General features: G+C 61.9%; 22 protein-coding genes. 10 read left to right on the top strand and 12 right to left on the bottom strand.

Annotation, left to right across the window (positions count from 1 at the left end; translation table 11 throughout):
- Positions 1-50: 50 nt before the first annotated feature.
- The 3 genes from AC0NID_RS24475 (at position 51) to AC0NID_RS24485 (ending at position 3,867) form a co-directional block, all read left to right on the top strand.
- Positions 51-1,715: an ABC transporter substrate-binding protein gene (locus tag AC0NID_RS24475; RefSeq protein WP_473452997.1), complete on the top strand. Its 1,665-nt coding sequence runs from the start codon at positions 51-53 to the stop codon at positions 1,713-1,715.
- Between the two features lie 99 nt (positions 1,716-1,814).
- Entirely contained in the window at positions 1,815-2,936 is a 1,122-nt protein-coding gene (locus tag AC0NID_RS24480) for a carbohydrate ABC transporter permease (protein ID WP_473452996.1), read from the top strand.
- Between the two features lie 13 nt (positions 2,937-2,949).
- A complete protein-coding gene (locus AC0NID_RS24485; protein WP_473452995.1) occupies positions 2,950-3,867 on the top strand; it encodes a carbohydrate ABC transporter permease in 918 nt (305 codons plus the stop codon).
- A 125-nt stretch (positions 3,868-3,992) separates the two neighbouring features.
- Here the strand turns inward: AC0NID_RS24485 and AC0NID_RS24490 are convergent, their stop codons facing one another.
- Positions 3,993-4,736: a creatininase family protein gene (locus AC0NID_RS24490; protein WP_473452994.1), complete on the bottom strand. Its 744-nt coding sequence runs from the start codon at positions 4,734-4,736 to the stop codon at positions 3,993-3,995.
- A 221-nt stretch (positions 4,737-4,957) separates the two neighbouring features.
- Between AC0NID_RS24490 and AC0NID_RS24495 the strand changes: the two genes are divergently transcribed.
- Positions 4,958-5,980 carry an aldo/keto reductase gene (locus AC0NID_RS24495; protein ID WP_473452993.1) on the top strand — a complete coding sequence of 341 codons (1,023 nt, stop codon included), beginning with the start codon at positions 4,958-4,960 and terminating at the stop codon, positions 5,978-5,980.
- A gap of 203 nt (positions 5,981-6,183) precedes the next feature.
- Here AC0NID_RS24495 and AC0NID_RS24500 read toward each other — a convergent pair whose 3' ends face one another.
- The 4 genes from AC0NID_RS24500 to clpP form a co-directional block, all read right to left on the bottom strand.
- Positions 6,184-6,456 (bottom strand): HU family DNA-binding protein, encoded by a 273-nt coding sequence (locus AC0NID_RS24500; protein ID WP_006201846.1) that lies wholly within the window; start codon positions 6,454-6,456, stop codon positions 6,184-6,186.
- A gap of 299 nt (positions 6,457-6,755) precedes the next feature.
- Positions 6,756-9,167 (bottom strand): endopeptidase La, encoded by a 2,412-nt coding sequence (gene lon / locus AC0NID_RS24505; RefSeq protein WP_473452992.1) that lies wholly within the window; start codon positions 9,165-9,167, stop codon positions 6,756-6,758.
- A 281-nt stretch (positions 9,168-9,448) separates the two neighbouring features.
- On the bottom strand, positions 9,449-10,723 hold the full coding sequence (gene clpX, locus AC0NID_RS24510; protein ID WP_097575354.1) for an ATP-dependent Clp protease ATP-binding subunit ClpX: 1,275 nt from the start codon (positions 10,721-10,723) through the stop codon (positions 9,449-9,451).
- 293 nt (positions 10,724-11,016) lie between these two features.
- The gene (gene clpP, locus AC0NID_RS24515; protein WP_473452991.1) at positions 11,017-11,646 is read right to left on the bottom strand and encodes an ATP-dependent Clp endopeptidase proteolytic subunit ClpP; all 630 of its coding nucleotides are present in this window, start codon (positions 11,644-11,646) and stop codon (positions 11,017-11,019) included.
- Positions 11,647-11,970: 324 nt separating this feature from the next.
- On the opposite strand from clpP, the gene AC0NID_RS24520 reads away from it, so the two are divergent.
- Positions 11,971-12,561, top strand: coding sequence for a hypothetical protein (locus tag AC0NID_RS24520; protein WP_473452990.1), 591 nt, complete (start codon positions 11,971-11,973; stop codon positions 12,559-12,561).
- A 1-nt stretch (position 12,562) separates the two neighbouring features.
- Here the strand turns inward: AC0NID_RS24520 and AC0NID_RS24525 are convergent, their stop codons facing one another.
- Positions 12,563-13,666, bottom strand: coding sequence for an NAD(P)/FAD-dependent oxidoreductase (locus AC0NID_RS24525; RefSeq protein WP_473453316.1), 1,104 nt, complete (start codon positions 13,664-13,666; stop codon positions 12,563-12,565).
- 105 nt (positions 13,667-13,771) lie between these two features.
- On the opposite strand from AC0NID_RS24525, the gene AC0NID_RS24530 reads away from it, so the two are divergent.
- Positions 13,772-15,019, top strand: a complete 1,248-nt coding sequence (locus AC0NID_RS24530) for a cytochrome P450 (protein WP_473452989.1) — start codon at positions 13,772-13,774, stop codon at positions 15,017-15,019.
- Between the two features lie 39 nt (positions 15,020-15,058).
- Positions 15,059-15,781 (top strand): transporter substrate-binding domain-containing protein, encoded by a 723-nt coding sequence (locus AC0NID_RS24535; RefSeq protein ID WP_474033480.1) that lies wholly within the window; start codon positions 15,059-15,061, stop codon positions 15,779-15,781.
- On the opposite strand, the gene AC0NID_RS24540 is transcribed toward AC0NID_RS24535, so the two are convergent.
- The 6 genes from AC0NID_RS24540 to AC0NID_RS24565 form a co-directional block, all read right to left on the bottom strand.
- Positions 15,778-16,128: a cupin domain-containing protein gene (locus AC0NID_RS24540; protein ID WP_473452987.1), complete on the bottom strand. Its 351-nt coding sequence runs from the start codon at positions 16,126-16,128 to the stop codon at positions 15,778-15,780. The genes AC0NID_RS24535 and AC0NID_RS24540 overlap by 4 nt on opposite strands.
- 20 nt (positions 16,129-16,148) lie before the next feature.
- Positions 16,149-17,429: an O-acetylhomoserine aminocarboxypropyltransferase gene (locus AC0NID_RS24545; protein WP_473452986.1), complete on the bottom strand. Its 1,281-nt coding sequence runs from the start codon at positions 17,427-17,429 to the stop codon at positions 16,149-16,151.
- Positions 17,430-17,575: 146 nt separating this feature from the next.
- A complete protein-coding gene (locus AC0NID_RS24550; RefSeq protein WP_473452985.1) occupies positions 17,576-18,097 on the bottom strand; it encodes a CoA-binding protein in 522 nt (173 codons plus the stop codon).
- A complete protein-coding gene (locus AC0NID_RS24555) occupies positions 18,094-18,870 on the bottom strand; it encodes an AAA family ATPase (protein WP_473452984.1) in 777 nt (258 codons plus the stop codon). The genes AC0NID_RS24550 and AC0NID_RS24555 overlap by 4 nt, the downstream gene beginning before the upstream one ends.
- A 12-nt stretch (positions 18,871-18,882) precedes the next feature.
- On the bottom strand, positions 18,883-19,305 hold the full coding sequence (locus AC0NID_RS24560) for a VOC family protein (protein WP_473452982.1): 423 nt from the start codon (positions 19,303-19,305) through the stop codon (positions 18,883-18,885).
- 2 nt (positions 19,306-19,307) lie between these two features.
- A complete protein-coding gene (locus AC0NID_RS24565) occupies positions 19,308-20,129 on the bottom strand; it encodes an enoyl-CoA hydratase (RefSeq protein WP_473452981.1) in 822 nt (273 codons plus the stop codon).
- 179 nt (positions 20,130-20,308) lie between these two features.
- Here AC0NID_RS24565 and AC0NID_RS24570 point away from each other — a divergent pair, with 179 nt between their 5' ends.
- The 3 genes from AC0NID_RS24570 (at position 20,309) to rplM (ending at position 22,251) form a co-directional block, all read left to right on the top strand.
- Positions 20,309-20,773, top strand: coding sequence for a PaaI family thioesterase (locus AC0NID_RS24570; RefSeq protein ID WP_473452980.1), 465 nt, complete (start codon positions 20,309-20,311; stop codon positions 20,771-20,773).
- A 98-nt stretch (positions 20,774-20,871) separates the two neighbouring features.
- Positions 20,872-21,522: a LysE family translocator gene (locus AC0NID_RS24575; protein WP_473452979.1), complete on the top strand. Its 651-nt coding sequence runs from the start codon at positions 20,872-20,874 to the stop codon at positions 21,520-21,522.
- Positions 21,523-21,786: 264 nt separating this feature from the next.
- The gene (gene rplM, locus AC0NID_RS24580; RefSeq protein ID WP_292158500.1) at positions 21,787-22,251 is read left to right on the top strand and encodes a 50S ribosomal protein L13; all 465 of its coding nucleotides are present in this window, start codon (positions 21,787-21,789) and stop codon (positions 22,249-22,251) included.

Here is a 22,251-nt window from a genome sequence, read left to right on the forward strand (position 1 = left end):
AGCGCTCCAAACATCCGAACGATCACCATTGAAATTCTGGGAGGAACAAAATGAAAGTCAGCCTTTACAACCAATTCATGCGCGCGGGTGCAACCCGGCGCGATATCCTCAAGGGAGCAGCCAGCATGGCCGCGATCGCAGCCGCATCCGGCGCCGGACTTGGCGCGCTGACGCGCCCGGCTTCCGCCGCAAGCGAACTGCGCGCGCAGATCCTGCAGATCCCCGGTGTCGGCAAGGGCCAGCCGACCGATGCCGATTTCCAGCAAGTCGGCGAGCTTTGCCTGGAGGCGACCAAGGCCAACGTCAAGGAAGGCGAATTCGCCGGCGTCCAGCTCACCTTCATGGGGCTCAACAACCAGAACCTGCACAATGTGCTGTTTCGCGGCTTCCTGAAGCCGTGGGAGACCTATACCGGCGCCAAGATCAACTGGATCGACCTGGCGCAGGCGGACTACAACGCCCGCCTGCAGCAGTCGATCGCCACCGGCACCGTCGATTTCGACATTATCGAGATGGGCGCGCCGTTCGAAGGCGATGTCTGCGGCAAGGGCCTCACCTCCGAGATGCCGGATTGGGTCAAGGAACAGATCGACATGAACGATGTCGTGGCCTATCTGCAGCCGCCGGTCGGCACCTGGGACGGCAAGCAGTACCGCGTGACCGTCGACGGCGACGCCCATAACTTCAACTACCGCACCGACGTGTTCGCCGATGCCGACCTCGCCGCGGCGTGGAAGGACAGCGGCGGTGGAGGAGAATGGGGCGTGCCGAAGACCTGGCAGCAGGTGCAGGCCGTGACCAAATTCCTCAAGGGCAAGCAGTTCCAGGGCCAGGACGTCTTCGGCTATCTCGACGCGCCCAAGGCGTGGGGCGGCTTCGGCTTCTATTTCCTCGGCAGCCGCGCCAGCGCCTATGCCAAGCATCCGGACGACAAGGCCTGGCTGTTCGACGCCGATACGATGAAGCCGCGCATCAACAATCCTGCCTGGGTGCGGGCGATCCAGGACGTGATCGACGCGCTGCCTTCCGAGCCTGCCGACCAGATCAACGCCGACCCGAACACCACCGCCTTCCAGCAGTTCCTGGCCGGCACCGGTTCCATGGTCACCTGGTGGGGCGACGTCGGCTCCAACGTCAAGACCAACGACTCGTCGGTCGTCGGCGACGTCACCGGCTTCTCGATCCTGCCGGGCTCGGACGACGTCTACAATTCCAAGACCGGCCAGTGGGACAAGCTCGCCAGCGGCCCGAACTATGCGCCGAACTGCGCTTATCTCGGCTGGGGCGTCTACGTCATGGCGCGCGTCGACAGCGACGAAAAGAAGAAGAAGGCGGCCTGGTCCGCCGCGGCCCATCTCGGCGGCAAGGACCTGTCGCTCTGGTGCGCGGCATATCCGTCCGGCTTCCAACCCTACCGCAACTCGCATTTCGACATTGCGGAATGGGTGGCGGCCGGTTACGACGAGGCGTTCATCACGTCGTATCTCAAGTCGGAGGCCGACAGCTACAACCATCCGAACGCCGCGATCGAACCGCGCATCCCCGGCATCTTCCAATATTACAGCGCCGCCGAGGACATCCTTGCCAACACATTCGCCGGCAAGATGAAGGCGCAGGAAGGCGCCGACGCCATCGCGGCCGCCTGGGAGAAGCTGACCGACCAGATCGGCCGCGACAACCAGATCAAGCTCTACAAGGCCTCTCTGGGCGTGTAGGCTGAAGCCGCAGCGAACCGCGGTCCGGCGCGCGAAGCCGCCGGACCGCAGCCTGACCGGCCAGCCGGTCATAGAGCCTTCAGTGAACGGACGAGACGCGTGGCTGACCAGACTTTGCCCACGAAAGCGTGGCCGGCAAACGCCGCTCCATCCGATCTGATATCGCCAGGCCGCAAGCGGCTCGGCCGGGCGTTGATGGCTATAGCGACGCTCGGACTGCTGGCGGTGATCGCAGTTCAGATCCTGTACAAGACAGGGGGCGACACAATCGGCTTCGAGACCTGGCGGCCGGTCGTCTATGCCTATGTGCTGTGGGGCGTTGCGCTCGGCGTCGGCCAGGTGCTGACGCGCGGCGAAGACGGCCAGCGCGCGTTGTTCCTGCTGCCGGCGCTGCTGTTCACCATAGCCATGGTGATCTTCCCTACGCTGTTCGGCTTCTACATCGCGCTCACCGACTGGAACCTCAGTTCCTTCTCCGGCCGTCAGTTCAACGGGCTCGACAATTTCTGGCAGATGCTGGCCGATCCCTACTATCGCAACGCGCTGTTCAACATGGTGCTCTATGTGCTCGCCGTGCTGGTCGAGTACGTCATCGCTTTTGGCCTTGCACTGCTTCTCAATGCACAGATCCGAGCGCGCAAATTTTTCCGCGTGGTCTTCCTCATGCCGCTGATGCTGTCGCCGGTAGCCGTGTCGTGGATGATCGGCAAGTCGCTGATGGAATACCGGTTCGGGCCGGCAGCGGCGCTGGCGCGCCAACTTGGCTGGGAAAACCCGGCCTTCTTCTCGAATCCGATCACCGCACGCATCTCGATCATGGTGCTGGATGCCTGGACCTTCATCCCGTTCATGATGATCATGCTGCTCGCCGGCCTTCAGGCGATGTCGCGCGAAGTGCTCGAGGCCGCCAGGGTGGACGGCGCCAATGCCTGGCAGACCTTCTGGCAGGTCACCTTTCCGCTGATGCTGCCGGTGTCGGTGACGGCGATCATCCTGCGCGTCATCTTCAAGCTGAAGCTTGCCGACATCATCATCACCGTCACCTCGGGCGGCCCGGGCGGCGCGACCGATTCCGTGTCGAGCTTCATTTACCGCGAGTACCGCGACCGTTCGAATGTCGGCTACGGCACCATGCTGGCGATGGCCTACCTCATCATCATCATCGTGTTCGTGACGTGGCTGTTGAAAGCCGCCAACCGCTTCGTGCGTAACGTCAATTGATTGGGGCGGCGACATGAGCGTACAGACCACCGACTATGCCGCTTCCGAAATCCGCTCGCCGGCGAGCTTCGTCGCCAACCGCGTCTTCATCTATGGCGCGCTGATCTTCTGGGCCTTCATCTGCCTGTTCCCGATTTACTGGACGATAACCACCTCGTTCAAGACCGCGGTCGACGTCACCCAGGGCCATCTCATCCCGTTCGTCGACTTCCAGCCGGACTGGAAGGGCTGGCGCTCGCTCGGCCTGTCGCCGGATTCGATCTTCAGGACCTCGACGGTGCGCGACGAATTCATCAAGCGCTTCATGAATTCGGTCATCACCTCGGTTGGCGCATCGAGCCTCGCCATCGTCATCGGCAGTCTCGCCGCCTACGGCCTGACCCGTTACCGCTACAGCTTCGCATGGTTCAAGAACGAGGACATTTCCTTCTTCTTCCTGTCGCAGCTGATCCTGCCGCCGGTCGTGCTCGCTTTGCCCTTCCTCGTGCTGTACCGCGAAGTCGGCATGCTCGACACGCGCGTCGGACTGATCCTGCTCTACACGCTGATGGTGCTGCCAATCGTCATCTGGATCATGCGCGACCAGTTCAATTCGATCCCTGTAGAGCTGGAGGAAGCCGCTCTCGTCGACGGCCTGTCGATCTGGGGCGCCTTCTTCCGCATCGTCATGCCGATCGCGCTGCCGGGCATGGTCGCCGCCTTCATCCTGGCGATGGTGCTGTGCTGGAACGAGTATTTCTTCGCCGCCCTGCTGACCTCGACCGACGCCAAGACCATTCCCGTCATGGTGGCAAGCCAGACCGGCTCGCAAGGCATCAACTGGTGGTCGATGGCGGCGCTTGCCACCGCCGCCATCACGCCGCTCGCCGTCATCGGCATCGCGCTGGAGCGCTATCTGATCATGGGCATGACCGCAGGCGCGGTGAAGTAGCGGCGCCTTCTTCCCTTCTCCCCCTTGTGGGAGAAGGTGGATTGGCGCGCAGCGCCAAGACGGTTGAGGGGTGCTGGAAGAAATGAGACGTTAGCGTTCCCTGGAACACCCCTCATGCGACCGCGCTAGGCCGACAATATCGTCCGCAGATGGTCGAGGATCATCGCAACGCCCTTTTGCCCCAGCTCCGCTGACGCGTCTTTGGCGGTCGCCGTGTACCAGCTCTTGTTGTCCGCGAAATGACCGGCTTCCACCGCTTCAGGGCATAGCGCCAGCATCAGCGACGTTTCGCCGATGCCGGCATGATCGAACGGATACTGGCCATTCATCGTGGCCGGCATCAACGGATGCACCTGCACCCAGTTGAAGAAATTTTCACCCTCGGCATGCCCGGCATAGTAGCCGGCCATCGTCTCGGAGCCCCACCAGCCCTCGCCGCGCTCCTTCTCGAGGAAGCGGAAGATCGCCTGGCGGCCGGCGGTCTTGAAGGCGAGGTCGGTCGGCATGCCGGCGGCAAAATTCTCGGTCTGGTGGTGGATGATGGCGTGAATGTTGCGAAAGCCGATGCGCAGCAGGCTGTAAAACAGCTCTTCACCCAACGGCGCCAGCGCATTGCCGCCGACCTGAACCGAACCGTTGCCTTCCGGCGCCGCCACCGCGTAGCTCGCCGCGCCGTAATAGAACGGCGGCAGGATGACGAGGTCGGCTTGCTTTTCGAACAGCTCGAGCATCTTGACGACCGCCAGCGTATCCATGCCGACGGCCATGTGCTCGCCATGGTATTCGAGCACACCGAGCGGGAGCACGACCGGCCAATTCCCGGTAATCGCCTTGCGGATCTGGTGCGGCAGCATCAGTTCGTAGCGCATGGCATAATCCTGAACAGCTCTGTGCTGGTATTCGTCATGGCGGGCCACCAGCTTGCCGGCATCAAAAACCGTCTGGGTTTTTTGGTCACATCTTCCCCGAACAGCTTGTTTTTGTTCATGCTATCACCGCGAAAATCCGTGTCCAACGGTCGCGAATGCTTTTGATGTGCCACAGGCATGATAGTGTCGGGGCAAATGCGAAAATGAGGAAACGGCAAGGCATGAAGACACGGCATTTCGACCGCATCGGCAATGGCGGCATCGCCTTCACGGAACTTGGCTTCGGCACGGCGCCGCTCGGCAACCTCTACCGCGCCGTCTCCGACGAGGACGCCAACGCCACGCTGGAGGCGGCATGGCAAGTCGGCTGCCGCTACTACGACACCGCGCCGCTCTACGGGCTCGGCCTGTCGGAAACACGGCTCAACCCGTTCCTGCGCTCGAAAAAGCGCGACGACTATGTGCTGTCGAGCAAGGTCGGCCGCATCATGCGCGCCTGCCCGCCGGAGGAGCGCACCGGCATCGGCAAATTCTTCGACACGCCGTCGCGCCGCGAGGCCTACGACTACAGCTATGATGGGGTCATGCGCTCCTTCGAAGCCTCGCTGGAGCGCCTTGGCGTCGATCGCATCGACATCCTGTTCGTGCATGACGTCGACATCTTCACTCACGGCAGCAAGGAGGCCTCGGATCAACGCATCGAGGAGTTCATGCGCTCGGGTTACTATGGGCTGCTGGCCCTGCGCGACCAGGGCGTCATCAAGGCGTTCGGCGGCGGCATCAACGAATGGCCCGTTGCCCAGACGCTTGCCGAGCGCGGCGACTTCGATCTTTTCCTGCTTGCCGGACGCTATACGCTGCTGGAGCAGGAAGCGCTGCAATCCTTCCTGCCGCTATGCCAGAAGCGCGGCATCGGCATCGTTCTCGGCGGGCCGTATAATTCCGGCATCCTGGCAACGGGCCCGAAGCCCGGCGCCTACTACAATTATTCCGAGGCGCCGCAGGACATCATCGACCGCGTCACGCGCATCGAGGCCGTCTGCAAACGCCACGGCGTGCGCCTGATCGAGGCGGCGCTGCAATTCCCGCTGCTGCACCCGTCGGTCGTGTCGGTGATCCCCGGCGGCCAGCGGCCGAGCGAGGTTGAAAGCAACCGGTCGCTGCTCGACGCGACGTTGCCGTCGGCACTCTGGGCCGATCTCAAGAAGGAAGGGCTGCTGCGCGCGGATGCGCCGACGGCGTAATGCCTGTCGCCCAAAAGTGCTCAGCGGTTTTGGGATAACGACATGCATCAAAACAAGAACCAAAGCGCATCGCATGAATCTCATTGGACGCGACGCGCTTTGGAGCCGTCGCGCTCATCTCGACAATGCGGGCACCCAAACGGACGTAAAGAAAAGCCGGGCATGCCCGGCTTTCCTGATCTCTGAAAAGGGTAAGAAGGCGCTTAGTTTACTGCGTCCTTGAGGCCCTTGCCGGCCGAAAACTTCGGCACGGTGCGCGCCGGGATCTTCACTTCCGCTCCGGTCTGCGGGTTGCGTCCGGTCGACGCGGCGCGTTTTGACACGGTGAAATTTCCGAAGCCGACAAGCCGGACATCGCCGCCCTTCTTCAGTTCGCCGGTGATCACGGAAAACACGGCATCGACCGCCGACTGCGCGTCACCCTTCGAGATACTCGCGGCATCGGCGACAGCGGACACCAGTTCGTTCTTGTTCATAAAAATTCCCTTCCATGAGAAAACCGGAACGTACGACTCATCCGGCAGGAAACGGACTTTAGAAAGAAGCGCTTCTGCAACCAAGTCGAAAAGCGCCAAAAAAAACGAAAAAACCCCGGAATTCCGGGGTTTTTCACATGAAAAGGCCGGGCTCGGGGCCCGGCTCTCTCTTTGTGCATTGCAACTTTAGCAATAGCTAACGCATGACCCCGAAAACCAGTTTCGGTTTTCGGGAAGGATCATGCGCAGACTCAAAGGCGTTAGAACGTCCCAATTGGACGCGCAGCGCTCTAATCCGTCTAATGAGCAAGCGACTTGCCGGGGTCATCTCCGGCATCCACGGTAGCCGGCGCATTGACGGGTTCGACCCACTCGATCGGCTCCGGCATACGCACCAGCGCATGGCGCAGCACCTCGCCAACTCGCGAGACAGGAATGATCTCCATGCCGCTCTTCACGTTGTCCGGGATCTCCGCCAGGTCCTTGGCGTTCTCTTCCGGGATCAGCACCTTCTTGATGCCGCCGCGAAGTGCCGCAAGCAGCTTCTCCTTGAGCCCGCCGATCGGCAGCACCCTGCCGCGCAGCGTGATCTCGCCGGTCATCGCCACATCGGCCTTGACCGGGATGCCGGTCAGCACCGAGACGATCGCCGTCGCCATCGCCACACCCGCCGACGGTCCGTCCTTGGGGGTAGCCCCCTCCGGCACGTGGACGTGGATGTCGCGCTTGTCGAACAGCGGCGGCTCGACGCCGAAATCGATAGCCCGCGAGCGGACATAGGAGGCCGCCGCCGAGATCGATTCCTTCATCACGTCGCGCAGATTGCCGGTCACCGTCATGCGGCCCTTGCCGGGCATCATGACGCCTTCCACCGTCAGCAACTCGCCGCCGACTTCCGTCCAGGCAAGCCCGGTGACGACGCCGACCTGATCATCCGCCTCGACCTGACCGAAGCGGAAGCGCGGAACACCAAGGTAATCGGCGAGATTGTCCGCCGTGATGTTGATCGTCTTCTTCTTCGTCTTCAGGATCTCGGTCACCGCCTTGCGGCCGAGCTTCATCAGCTCGCGCTCCAAGCTCCTGACGCCCGCTTCACGGGTGTAGGTCTGGATGATGCCGCGGATCGCATCCTCGCCGACGGAGAACTCCTTCGGCTGCAGCGCGTGATCGCGGATCACCTTGGGCATCAGGTGGCGCTTGGCGATCTCGACCTTCTCGTCCTCGGTGTAGCCGGCGATACGGATGATCTCCATGCGGTCCATCAAGGGCGCAGGGATGTTCAACGTGTTCGCCGTCGTCACGAACATCACGCTCGACAGGTCGTATTCGACCTCGAGGTAATGGTCCATGAACGTCGAGTTCTGCTCGGGATCGAGCACCTCGAGCAAGGCCGATGACGGGTCGCCGCGGAAATCCTGACCCATCTTGTCGATCTCGTCGAGCAGGAAGAGCGGGTTGGACTTCTTCGCCTTCTTCATCGACTGGATGACCTTGCCGGGCATCGAGCCGATATAGGTGCGCCGGTGACCGCGGATCTCGGCCTCGTCGCGCACGCCGCCCAGCGCCATGCGGATGAACTCGCGCCCGGTCGCCTTGGCGATCGACTTGCCAAGCGAGGTCTTGCCGACGCCGGGAGGTCCGACGAGGCACAGGATCGGCCCCTTCAGCTTCTTCTGGCGGCTCTGCACGGCGAGATATTCGACGATGCGGTCCTTGACCTTGTCGAGACCGAAATGGTCGGCGTCGAGCACGTTCTGCGCGTAGGCCAAGTCCTGCTTGACCTTGGAGTTCTTGCCCCACGGTATCGACAGGATCCAGTCGAGATAGTTGCGCACGACGGTCGATTCGGCCGACATCGGCGACATCGTCCTGAGCTTCTTCAGTTCGGCTTCCGCCTTTTCGCGGGCCTCCTTGGAGAGCTTGGTCTTCTTGATGCGCGCCTCGATCTCGGCGGCCTCGTCGCGGCCGTCCTCGCCCTCGCCGAGCTCCTTCTGGATCGCCTTCATCTGCTCGTTGAGATAGTATTCGCGTTGCGTCTTCTCCATCTGGCGCTTGACGCGCGAACGGATGCGCTTCTCAACCTGCAGGACGGAGATTTCGGCTTCCATGAAGCCCATCGCCTTTTCCAGCCGCTCCTTGACCGAAAGCGTGGCCAGCATCTCCTGCTTCTCGGGGATCTTGATGGCGAGATGCGAGGCGACCGTATCGGCGAGCTTGGAATAGTCGTCGATCTGGCTGGCGGCACCCACCACTTCGGGCGAGATCTTCTTGTTCAGCTTGACGTAGTTCTCGAAGTCGGTGACGACGGAACGAGCCAGCGCCTCGACCTCGACCTCTTCCTCCTCCGGTTCGACCAGCACCGCGGCGCGGGCCTCGTGGAAGTCGGGACGGTCGGTGAATGAAACGATTTTCGCGCGCGAGGCGCCTTCGACCAGCACTTTCACGGTGCCGTCCGGCAGTTTCAGCAACTGCAGCACGTTGGCGAGCGTGCCGATGTCAAAGATGGCATCGGACTCGGGATCGTCATCGGCGGCATTCATCTGGGTCGCGAGCAGGATCTGCTTTTCCTGACCCATCACCTCTTCCAGCGCCTTGATCGACTTTTCACGCCCGACAAAGAGCGGAACGATCATGTGCGGGAACACGACGATGTCCCGCAACGGGAGGACTGCAAAGACGCCGTCGCTGGCAGCCTTGGATATTTTGGCCATTGTCCAACCTTTCATCTCGCGGCCGCCAATCGGCCAGCCGCGAATCTCATATTAACGACCGAGGATCGTTCCGCCTACCACCGTTTGTGACGGGAGTTTTACAGCACAGAATTCGGCACCACGGCCTTCCCCCGTTAGTTGGAGGCACGGGGGGCAAAGATCAAGGGTCAACACGAATCCGTTCATCCAATCGCCGTATCCGTTCATCATAACGCAGCACCTCCACAACAGCAAAACGGCGCCTCGCGGCGCCGTTTAACATAGTCCATTACCGGCTCACGTCAGGCGCTGACGTTGCCCTTCTTTTCCTTCTGCTCGGAATAGATGTAGAGCGGCCTGGCGTTGCCGGACACCACCTCTTCCGAAATAACCACCTCGCGCACACCCTCCAGCGCCGGCAGCTCGAACATCGTGTCGAGCAGGATCGCTTCCATGATCGAACGCAGGCCACGCGCGCCGGTCTTGCGCTCGATGGCGCGCTTGGCGATCGCCGACAGCGCGTTCTCGTGGAAGGTCAGGTCGACATTCTCCATCTCGAACAGCCGCTGATACTGCTTGACCAGCGCGTTCTTCGGCTCGGTCAGGATCTGGATCAGCGCCGGCTCGTCGAGATCCTCCAGCGTCGCCAGGACGGGCAGACGGCCGACGAACTCGGGAATGAGGCCGAACTTCAACAGATCCTCAGGCTCGACCAGGCGGAAAACGTCGCCGGTGCGGCGATCCTCGGGCGAGGCGACGGTGGCGCCGAAGCCTATGGAGGTCTTGCGGCCGCGGTCCGAGATGATCTTGTCCAGCCCGGCGAAGGCGCCGCCACAGATGAACAGGATGTTGGCGGTGTCGACCTGCAGGAATTCCTGCTGGGGATGCTTCCTGCCGCCCTGCGGCGGTACGGAAGCGACGGTGCCTTCCATGATCTTCAACAGCGCCTGCTGCACGCCCTCGCCCGACACGTCGCGGGTGATCGAAGGATTGTCGGACTTGCGCGAAATCTTGTCGATCTCGTCGATGTAGACGATGCCGCGCTGGGCGCGCTCGACATTGTAGTCGGCAGACTGCAGGAGCTTCAGGATGATGTTCTCGACATCCTCGCCGACATAGCCGGCCTCGGTCAGCGTCGTCGCATCGGCCATGGTGAACGGCACGTCGATGATGCGGGCCAGCGTCTGCGCGAGCAGCGTCTTGCCGCAACCGGTCGGCCCGATCAGCAAAATGTTGGACTTCGCCAGTTCGACGTCGTTGTTCTTGCCGGCATGCGCCAGGCGCTTGTAGTGATTGTGGACGGCCACCGACAGCACGCGCTTGGCGTAGGGCTGGCCGATGACGTAGTCGTCGAGAACCTTGAGGATCTCCTGCGGGGTCGGCACGCCCTCGCGCGACTTCACCATCGAGGTCTTGTTCTCCTCGCGGATGATGTCCATGCAGAGCTCGACGCATTCGTCGCAGATAAACACCGTCGGGCCGGCGATCAGCTTGCGCACCTCGTGCTGGCTTTTGCCGCAAAACGAGCAATAGAGCGTGTTCTTGGAATCACCGCTGTTGTTGCCGACCTTGCTCATTTTCATGTCCTTTCATAGCCGCCCGCCGATGGTCTGGTTGAAAGGGCGCATATTCAATCTATCGCGGGAAATCGCCGCCGCCAGTATCCCGGCACCCGCAACGCATTCCATACGAAACACATATCAGAAAACGTCGCAATGATTCGCACCAACCCCACACGAAGCTAAGCCGCCGAAAATCAACATAGGCTTAACGTAGGCAATTGCTTCCGTCGAGGGAACAGCCAATTGTGGCCGAAATGCTGCAAGCGGCGCCAAAAGCGTGTTTTCCCGCCATCCAACTGCCACCGGGCTTATGTGGCAACAGCTTCGACCGGCTCGCGCGACGAAATGACCTTGTCGATCAGCCCGAAATCCCTCGCCTCGTCAGCGGTCATGAAGTGGTCGCGGTCGAGCGTCCTCTCGATCTCGTCGTAGCCCTTGCCGGTGTGCTTGACGTAGACCTCGTTGAGACGGCGCTTCAGCTTGATGATGTCCTGTGCGTGGCGCTCGATGTCGGAAGCCTGGCCCTGGAAGCCGCCGGAAGGCTGGTGGACCATGATGCGGGCGTTCGGCGTGGCGAAGCGCATGCCCTTCTCGCCTGCGGTTAGAAGCAGCGACCCCATCGAGGCCGCCTGGCCGATGCACAGCGTCGACACCGCCGGCTTGATGAACTGCATGGTGTCGTAGATCGCCATGCCCGAGGTGACGACGCCGCCGGGCGAATTGATGTAGAGGTTGATTTCCTTCTTCGGATTCTCCGCCTCGAGGAACAGCAGCTGCGCGCACACCAGCGTCGCCATGCCATCCTCGACCGGACCGGTGATGAAAATGATGCGCTCTTTCAGGAGCCGCGAGAAAATGTCGTAGGCCCGCTCGCCGCGGTTGGTCTGTTCGACCACCATCGGAACGAGGTTCATGTAGGTTTCGACGGGGTTCTTCATGGACTATCCCTTATTGAGGATGGGATTCCGGCGCCGCGAGATGAGCAAGTCGGGCAGAATCGATTCTGGATCGTTGTCCTGTAAATAGGATGTCGGCTCACCCTAGCGCAAGGCCGCCCCTCCTAGCCATCTGGTTAAGTCGAATCAAGTCTTCTGCGCAGGATTCGCCCGCAGCGGTACCGGTTGCTCCTGAAGCAGCGCTGCGGTTAGCAGTTTCTTAACCGCGTCGCTTAACGAAACGTCTCGAAACCGCTTTTCCACGACACGGCTTCCCTTACAATTCAACGTTGAACTTGTGTTTGAAGTTCACACAGGGGGAGTGCCATGATCAGGAAAACCGCCTCCTTGGCCATTGCCGGCCTGGCCATTCTCGGCACGGTGCCAGAAACGGGGGCCGGCGGCCGCGCCGTCGAATGCTATCAGCAGATCAACAGGCCGGCTGTGTATGAGACCGTTTACGAAAACGTGCTCGTCAGCCCGGCCGGCCAGCAGGTGGAGTATGATCCCGCGATCTACGGGACGCGCGAGCGCGTGGTGCAGATCGCCCCCCGGCGCGTCAGCTACGAGATCGTGCCTGCCGTCACCCGAACCATCTACCGCACGGTGAAGGTCGATGACGGCGGCTATTCCTGGGAATGGCGCGTCGTCCATGGCCGCAAGGTGCTGTGCAAGATCAGGTACAGGGCGCGCTATGAACGCGTGGCCGAAACCGTGGTGGTGCAGCCGGAACGCCGGCGGCGCGTCGTCATCCCCGCCGAATATGAGAGCGTAGCCGAAGAGGTTTTGGTAAAGCCCGGACAGCGGCGGATCATCGACGTTCCCGCCTCCTATCAGACAGTGGCGCGCCGGGTGGTGGTCAGGCAAGGCTCATCCGGCTGGCGGCGCGTGCATGTGCCAAGGCATTGCCGGTATTAGGTCAGGCCGTTTCGGCCCGCAGCCACGCCTTCAAGCTCGCGACGTCGCCATTGCCGACGAACGCTGCAACGCGCCTGCCGACCGCCGCGCCGAACTTGTAGCCATGACCGGAGCAGGCCGAGACGACAAGGCACCTGTCCTTCTCAAACGCCAGGAACTTCTCGTCCGCGGTGAAGGTGTAGGCGCAGGTGACGACCTCGGTGATCCTGTACTCCTCGATGCGGGCGAGCGGCGGCGAAAACAGGTTGCGGATCGCCTCGCCCTCGCCCGCTACCGGCTGACGGTTCCAGTCGGCGTCGCTCGTCCGCACCTTGTGCAGGCCTGAGCCGAATTTCATGCCGGCGCCGCCGGACGGCGGGATCCCGTAGCCGTCAGTCTTGCCGCCGACATCGAGGATGACCGGCGCGGTCTCCCATGCCGCTTTCAGATCCGCCGGCGGTTCGGCATAGGCGAGCGCGGTGCGCCAGGTCTTCAGGTCGCCATCCAGTTCCGGAAACAGTTTCAACACCCATGCGCCCGCGGTGACGACGATGCGGTCGGCCTGCATCGTCTCGCCGCCTGCAAGCACGATGCGGCCGGCCTCGGCGTCGATCTCCGTCACCTTGCTGTTTTCGTAGACATTGGCGCCGTTCGCCCGCAGCCATTCGGCGAGCCCCGTCGCGATCTTGCGGCAATGCAGCGCGCCGCCCTCCGGCGAGAAGAAAACGTAGCGAAAACTTCCGGCCTCGAGGAATGGCCAGCGCGCAACCGCCTCGCCCGGCTCGATCATTTCGAAGGGAAAACCGCCGGCCGCCAGCCCGTCGCGCATCTGCTCTGCGTCATCACCCTCCTCGCGCGAAATGCATATGAAGCCGCGTGGATCGAGATGGCTTTCGCCGAGATCGGCCCACATCTCGTCCCAAGCTTCGTAGGCTTCGGTGATCAGGCGGCCATAGCCCGCCGCTGCGCCATAAGCGCGGCGGATGATGCGATGATGGTCGCCCGAAGCTGCGAGCGGATTGGGGATCGGCCCCTGCTCGACGATCGAGACCTGGTGCCCGGCCTTGACCAGCGACCACGCCGTCGAAAGCCCCGCAATGCCTGCGCCAACCACGATCACATTCATCAAGTCAGTCTTTCCGCAGCCGCTTCGGCTGGCTCAACTCATTGGATTGCCGGGCGCCAACATACGGTCTGGCGCCAGGCTGACAAGCCGCGCTAATTGTCTGGCATGACCAAATTGACGCCGCGCTACATTGTCTTTGATCCAGCCACCCGCCGCCTGCGACTTGATCCGCACGAGCCGGCTTTCTTCCAGAACCCTTATGAAGTCTATGCCTTCATGCATGGCACATCGAACTCCTTCTTCTGGGAGGAGTTCGGCTTTTGGTGTTTTGGCGGCTTCGACGACGTCAACCGGCTGCTACGCGACCGCCGCTTCGGCCGCCAGAACCCGGCCGGCATCCCCGACAGCCGGGGCATTGGTCAGGACCGCACGCATCTCAAGGCGTTCGACGGCATCGAGACCAATTCGATGCTGGAGCTGGAACCGCCCGTGCACACCAGGCTCAGGACGCTGGTCAACCGTGCCTTCGTCTCGCGTCACGTCGAGCGGCTCAGGCCGCGCGTCGAGGCGCTCGCCAACGAGTTGATAGACCGTTTCGAACCGGGCGAGGTCGACCTGCTGCCGGCTTTCGCCTCGCCCTTGCCGATCACCATCATCGCCGAGATGCTTGGCGTACCGGTCGAGATGGGGCCGCAACTGCTCGACTGGTCGCATCGGATGGTCGCCATGTACATGCATGGCCGCGCACGCGAAACCGAAGAGACGGCCGATCGCGCGGCGCGGGACTTCTCGGACTTCCTGCGCGGCTATGTTGCCGAGCGGCGCAAAAAGCCCGGCGATGATCTTTTGTCGCTGCTGATCGCGGCGCAGGAGGATGGCCAAAAACTCAACGAGGACGAGCTGGTGTCCTCGGCCATCCTGCTGCTCAATGCCGGCCACGAGGCGACAGTCCACCAGACAGGCAATGCGGTGCGCTCGATCCTTGCGCAAGGCGGCGACCCGCGCCGCTTCTTCACCTCGCCGGAAGCGACCGCGGCGACCGTCGAGGAGTGCCTGCGTTTCGACGCGCCGCTGCACATGTTCACCCGCTACGCCTATCAGGAGATCGAGGTCTCTGCAGGCATTCTCGTGCGCCCCGGCGAGACGGTCGGCCTGCTGCTCGGCATGGCCAACCACGACCCGACTGCCTTTGCCGAACCCCTCGCCTTCAGGCCGGATCGTGCGGACCAGAAGAACGTCTCGTTCGGCGCCGGCATTCATTTCTGCGTTGGCGCGCCGCTCGCCCGGCTCGAATTGCAGGTGTCGCTGAAAACCCTGTTCGACCGGCTGCCGCGGCTACGACTTGCCGAACAGCCGCGCTTCCGCGACACCTATCATTTCCACGGGCTGGAAACGCTCGCCGTGCACTTTTGAGAACAGCGGACCTCAGGCCGAGATCACATGACCGAAAAGATGACATTCGCCTTTTTGCATGAGCCTCCCTTCTGCTTCACTGACGCTTCCGGAGATGTCTCGGGCTGCGACGTCAGGCTCGCGCGGAAGGTGTGCGAAATGTTAGGGCTGGCAGCCTTTTCGCCTATCGAGACCGAGTTCGCCAAATTGCTTCCCGGACTGGCCAAGGGTCAGTGGGACATGACCACCGGTCTGTTCGTTTCGGGCGAACGCAAGAAATCAGTCGACTTCACGCGACCGATCTGGGTGTTGCAGGACGGGTTGCTGGTCGCCAAAGGCAATCCGCGCGAATTCGAGGGCTATCGTTCCATCGCCGCAGATGAGGAGGCGTTGATCGGCGTCATATCGGGCCAGATCCAGCATCAAACGGCTCTGCAAAATGGCGTTCCGCCCGAGCGGATAAGGATATTCGCCACGCAAGCAGGCGCGGCCGATGCTGTTGCTGCCGGCGTGGTGCATGCCTATGCAAGTGTCGCCATGGCGCATCGGGGCCATCTGGCCCAGCGTCTCGACGCGCCTCTTGCGGTCATCGACGTTCCGGCAGCCGAAAAACAGCCAGCCGCCGGCGCGTTCGCTCTCGCCAAAGGCAATGCCATCCTGCGCCAGCGCATCGATTCATGCCTCGATGATTTGCTTGGAAGTCCCTGGCACAGGGACATGATGAGCGGATACGGATTTTCCGATACCGACATCGACCGGCTTCTGCGAAGCCCGAGGCTTTAAAGCCTGATCACATACTCCTTGCGAGTCGTTTCAAGCACTTCCCAGTTCCCCTTGAAGCCCGGCCTGAGCACGAAACTGTCACCGGCCCTGACGGTGCGCGCCTCGCCGCCATCTTCCGATATCACCGAGACGCCCGACAGGATGTGGCAGAACTCCCACTCGTCATACTCGATGCGCCATTTGCCCGGCGTCGCCTCCCAGATGCCGGCATAGAGCCCGCCGTCGTGTTGCTCGACATTCCAGGTGCGGAACTTCGGATCGCCCGAGATCAGACGATCCGGCGCCGGTGCGCCAAGTTCCGGCTCGACGCTTTCGACATCGACGAAGAGAAAACGTGGCGCGGTCATGGAAACTCCTTCCAGCAGGATCAAACCTTGGCGAGGGCCTGTTCCAGATCGGCGACGATGTCGTTGACATCCTCGATGCCGACCGAAAGCCTGACTGTATCCGGCCCAGCACCGGCCGCGACCTTCTGCTCGTCGGAGAGTTGCCGGTGCGTGGTCGATGCCGGGTGGATGACCAGCGATTTGGTGTCGCCGACATTGGCGAGGTGCGAGAACAGTTCGAGCGCCTCGACGAATTTGATACCCGCCGCATAGCCGCCCTTCAGGCCGAAGGTGAACACCGCACCGGCGCCAAGCGGCGCATACTTCTTCTGTAGCGCGTTGTTCTTGTCGCTGGGCAGGCCGGGATAGGACACCCAGGCGACCTTGGGGTGGTTGGACAGCCAGGCGGCGACGGTGACCGCATTGTCGCAGTGGCGCTGCATCCTGAGCGGCAGGGTTTCCAGCCCGGTCAGGATCAGGAACGCATTGAAGGGCGAGATCGCCGGGCCCATGTCGCGCAGGCCGAGCACGCGCGCGGCGATGGCGAAGGCGAAATTGCCGAAGGTCTCGTGCAGGACGAGGCCGCCATATTCGGGGCGCGGCTCCGACAGCATCGGATATTTGCCGGATTTCGACCAGTCGAAGGTGCCGCCGTCGACAATGGCACCGCCGATCGAATTGCCGTGACCGCCGATGAACTTGGTCAGCGAATGCACGACGATGTCGGCGCCGTGCTCGATCGGCCGCACCAGATAGGGCGAGGCCAGCGTGTTGTCGACGATCAGCGGCAGACCGTGCTTGCGGGCGATGTCGCCGATCTTCTCGATGTCGACGAAGACGCCGCCCGGATTGGCCAGGCTCTCGATGAAGATCGCCTTGGTCTTTTCGTCGATCTGGCTTTCGAAGGTCGAGATGTCGTTGGTATCGGCCCAGCGCACCTGCCAGCCGAAATTCTTGAAGGCGTGGCCGAACTGGTTGATCGAGCCGCCGTAAAGCCTTGTCGCGGCAACGAAATTGTCGCCGGGCTGCATCAGATTGTGGAAGACGAGCACCTGCGCGGCATGGCCCGACGCCACGGCCAGTGCTGCCGTTCCGCCTTCGAGTGCCGCGATGCGCTCTTCCAGCACCGCCTGCGTCGGGTTCATGATGCGGGTGTAGATGTTGCCGAAAGCTTTCAGCCCGAACAGCGAAGCGGCATGGTCGGTATCATCGAAGACAAAGGAGGTCGTCTGGTAGATCGGCGTGGCACGCGCGCCCGTCGCCGGATCTGGCTTGGCGCCGGCATGGACGGCGAGCGTGTTGAAACCGGGCGTGCGGGTCATCGAATACCTCCCTGTTGAACCTTCTGAAAATCGCCGGGCATTCTTGGCGAAGCCCGGTCGCGAATGCAAAGAAGAAAATGCCTTTCGGTGCGCGATCCGCGGTCAGGACGCGAGAAAATGCACCGATTACCGGAATAACTTTCCGTCTACTTGTGACGAACGCCGAAACTCTGGAATCCCGGGCGCATCAGCGGCTTCTTTGACGACAGCACGCCGGAATTGACGCCGGTCCAGCCGATCTCGCCCGACAGCTTGCCATATTCGATCTTGGGGCAGCGGTTCATCACCACCTTGATGCCGGCAGCTTCGGCGCGCGCGGCGGCCTCGTCATGGCGCACGCCGAGCTGCATCCAGATGACTTTCGGCAGCGGATCGAGCCGCAAAGCCTCCTCGACGATGGCCGGCGCCGCCGCAGAATTGCGAAAGACATCAACCATGTCGATCGGCTCGGGAACATCCCCGAGGCGGGCATAGGTCATCCGGCCAAGGATTTCCTTGCCGGCCTGGCCGGGGTTGATCGGGAACATCGAAAACCCCTTACCCAGCAGATATTTCAGCACGAAGTAGCTCGGCCGCACATCGTTGGCGGATGCGCCGACCATGGCGATGGTCTTCACCGAATTGAGGATGCCGGCAATATAGGCGTTGTCGTAAGCGTCGTGATTCATGCCTCGTCCTCATACAGCGCTTCGGCGAGAAAACCATCCGGATCGCTGCAGAAATTGCGCATCATGCGGAAATGATCGGTGTCATGGAAATCGGTTGGGTCGAGTCCGAACCGGCTGATGCGGAACAGCCGCGCGCCGGGACAGGCCATCAGCAGCGGCGAATGCGTCGCCATGATCACTTGCGCCGTGCCTGATAGGTCCATTCGCCGCAGCATCTTGAGAAGCTCGATCTGGCGCGTTGGCGACAAAGCGCTTTCAGGTTCGTCCAGAATGTAGATGCCTTGCCGGCGGCAGCGTTCCTCGAAGAAGCGGATGAAGCCCTCGCCGTGCGACCAGGACAGGAAGTCGGGCGGCGCCTGGTGAGCGTCCAGCGCTGCCTGATCGAGGTAACGCGCCACGGCATAAAAAGATTCGGCGCGAAAGAACCAGCCGGCGGTTACCTTCGGCAGCCAGTGGCCGCGCAGCGTTTCGGCCAGTGCCGCGCCGCTCTTGTCGATGGCGCGGGAATGGTCGATGGGCATGTAGCCCTTGCCGCCGCCGGCCTCATCGTATCCGGCCAGAGCGCCGATCGCCTCGAGCAATGTCGACTTACCGGTGCCGTTCTCACCGACGATGATGGTGATCGGCGTGGTGAATTCGAGGTCGAAATCGTGGTTATGGAAGATAGGCAGATTCCAGGGGTATTTTTCCCAATCCGCGACCCGCGCCGGCTCGATCAGGATGCGCTTGAGATAGGGAGCCTTCAGTCGCGTCAGTTGCTTGCGATATGCCATCTGGAAGAAGGATCAGCCCGGCAGCGAGATGCTGCCGTCTTCCGCGATCGGAAAGGCCGGATTGTGCGCCACTTCCCAGACATGCCCTTCGGTGTCGGCGAAATAGCCGTACCAGCCGCCCCAGAAGGCGCGGCCGGCCGGCTTGACGATACGACCGCCGGCCTTCTCGGCCATCGCGAGCACGTCGTCGACCTCCGTGTCGGAGCGGGTGTTGTAAGCGAGGTAGATCGCCGACGGCGCCGTGCCGAAGGTGATGCCCGAATCCGCTTCGGCGCTTGCGCGCGGGAACAGGCCGAGAATGAGGCCGCCCATCTGGAAGAAGGCGACGCCGTCAGTGATCCCCGCGTGGCGGGTCAGGCCCATCGCCTCATAGAAGCGCGTGGCACGCTCCAGATCGTCGACGGCGATGGTGATGATGGAGACGCGGGGCTCCATGTCTATTCCTCCGTCCATTCCGGCTTGCGCTTGCCGATGAAGGCGCCGATGCCCTCTTCCGCGTCGCGCGCCAGCATATTGTCGACCATGACGCGGCCGGTGTAGGCATAGGCCGCAGCCAGCCCCATCTCGGCCTGCGCGTAGAAGGCTTCCTTGCCGGTCTTCACGACCAAAGACGATTTGGAGGCAATGGTTTGCGCGTATTTGGTGACGATCTGGTTCAGATATTCGCGCGGCACCACCCGATTGATGAGGCCGAATTCCTTGGCCGTCGCCGCATCGATCGTCTCGCCGGTCAAAAGCATTTCCATCGCGTGCTTGCGCGAGACGTTGCGCGACAGCGCCACCATCGGCGTCGAGCAGAACAGACCTATGTTGACGCCCGGCGTGCAGAAGGTCGCCTCGTGCGAGGCGATGGCGAGATCGCAGCTCGCCACCAGTTGCGCCCCGGCCGCCGTTGCCAGACCGTCGACCTCGGCGATCACCGGCCTGGGATGGCGCACAATCGCCTGCATCAGCGCCGCGCAAGCGGAAAACGTCTCCTCGAAGAATGCCTTGCCGCGATCGGCATCAGTGCGGCGCGCAGTCATTTCCTTAAGGTCGTGTCCGGCGCAGAATACTTTTCCGGCTGCAGCCAGAATGATGACGCGGACGGATCTGTCCGATTTCGCGCGGTCGAGTTCCGCCGTCAGCAAGGCCATGACCGCCAGCGACAGGGCATTGGCCGGCGGATTGGCGAGCGTCAGGCGCAGGATGCCCTCGTCCAGTCTCGCGACAACAGGACCTTCGGCAAAAGCCGGCTTGATGGCGACGATTTCGGCCATGTTCTCCAACCTCTTCATCGGCCGGCGGCATCGGATTTGCAGGCCATGGAACAAAAGAACTAGCACGCTGCCGATTGAAGAACAGCCTTGGGACGTGTTTTCTCGGCGGCGCAGCCTCAGCCAATCGCCCTCGCCTTGAGGCCGCCGGCCATGCCGACGCCACATACAGGAAATCGCTTATGCCTGCCCAAAACAATCTCAAGCCGGTGCTGACCGCAGCGCAAGTCAACGCGCTGATGGAGACCGTCTACCCGCAGCTCAACGACCAGTTCACCTTCTACGAGACGATCGACGTGTTCCCGGGCGGCTGCACGGTGCGCCTGAATGCCGGCGAGCGGCATTTGCGCCCCGGTGGAACGGTGTCTGGCTCGGCGCTGTTCACGCTTGCCGACATTGGCGGCTATGTCTGCGTGCTTTCGCATGCCGGGCCGGATGCGCTTTCGGTCACCACCAATCTCAATATCAATTTTGTCCGCAAAGCCGAGGCCGGCCCTATCGACGGCCATTGCCGCATCCTGAAGCTGGGTAAGAGCCTGATGGTGTTCGATATCGACATCGTCGCCGGACCGGACGGACACACGGTAGCGCACGCGACGGGAACCTATTCGATCCCGCCGAAGAAGAGCTTTCAATCGCAGGCCTGATTTGCAGGACGGACCCGTTTCCGCTCGTTCCAAAACGACGCAACGGAACGAATTGTCCTACAACACGTTCGCAGGTCCAATCAGGCCCGCAAAAAAACATGCCCGAACTTCCCACCTATCTGGCATTCCTGGTCGCAGTGCTTGGCTACCAACTGTCCGGTCCGGGGCCGGACATGCTTCTGGTGATCAGCCGCGGTATCGGACAGGGCTGGCGGGCAGCACTGGCAACTGCCGCCGGCTGCGTTTTCGCAGGCGTGATCCAGGTTCCGCTGCTGGCAATGGGACTTGCATCGCTGATCACGTCCTCGCCTGTCGCATATGGCCTGCTGCAACTGCTCGGAGCGGCGTACCTCATCGCAATTGGGACGAAGTCCTTGCTCGCGCGCAAGGAAGCGAAAACAAACAGCATCGTGACGGTCAAGGAGGGAGGCTTGGCGGGCGCCTTTCGGCAAGGCATGATCTGCAACCTGACCAACCCTACCGCACTGATTTTCATGCTCGCAGTGCTGCCGCAGTTCGTCCATGCTTCCACAGGATCGTCGGCAATGCAATTTACCATACTCGGGGCCACCATGAAGGCTACGGGCCTCCTGGTCCTGGGAACTGTGGCCCTGGCCTCAGGTGCGGTCGGCAACTGGCTGGCACGCAACGCCGGTTTTCTTGTCTGGCAAGAACGCCTGGCTGGTGCAATCATGATCGCTGTCGGCATCAAACTGCTGCTGGCCGCGATTTTTCCGGGGCGGCGCTAAACCAAAGTTGATCGATTCTTATGTGGTATAATAACACCACAACTCTAACCATTTGATTTAGCATGATAATCCTTCCGAAGCGGCTATAAATGCAGCTTGACTGGCTAATTCCCCTCGCCTATAAGCCGTCACGAAGCAGCGGCCCGCAAAGGCCGCCGTTTTGTTATTGGCGGCGGCAAGCGCTCGGCGCCAATCCAAGCAACAAGAAACGCCTTTCTCCTATTGTTCGAAAATGGGGAAGGTCCGAACCGAAAGCAGAAATCCATGGCAACCTTTTCGCAGAAGCCTGCGGATGTGGTGAAGAAGTGGGTGCTGATCGACGCCGAGGGTCTCGTCGTCGGCCGTCTCGCCACTGTCATCGCCAATCATCTTCGCGGCAAGCACAAGCCCACCTTCACTCCGCATGTCGACGACGGCGACAACGTCATCGTCATCAACGCCGACAAGGTGGTGTTCACCGGCAAGAAATTCACCGACAAGGTCTATTACTGGCATACCGGCCACCCCGGCGGCATCAAGCAGCGCACCGCGCGCCAGCTGCTCGAGGGCCGTTTCCCCGAGCGTGTCGTCGAGAAGGCCGTTGAACGCATGATCCCGCGTGGCCCGCTCGGCCGTCGCCAGATGAAGAATCTCCGCGTCTATGCAGGCACGGAACATCCGCATGTCGCCCAGCAGCCCGTCGTGCTCGACGTGGCAAAGCTGAACGCCAAGAACAAGAAGGTTTCGTAA

It is taken from the genome of Mesorhizobium sp. WSM4821 (assembly GCF_055901555.1).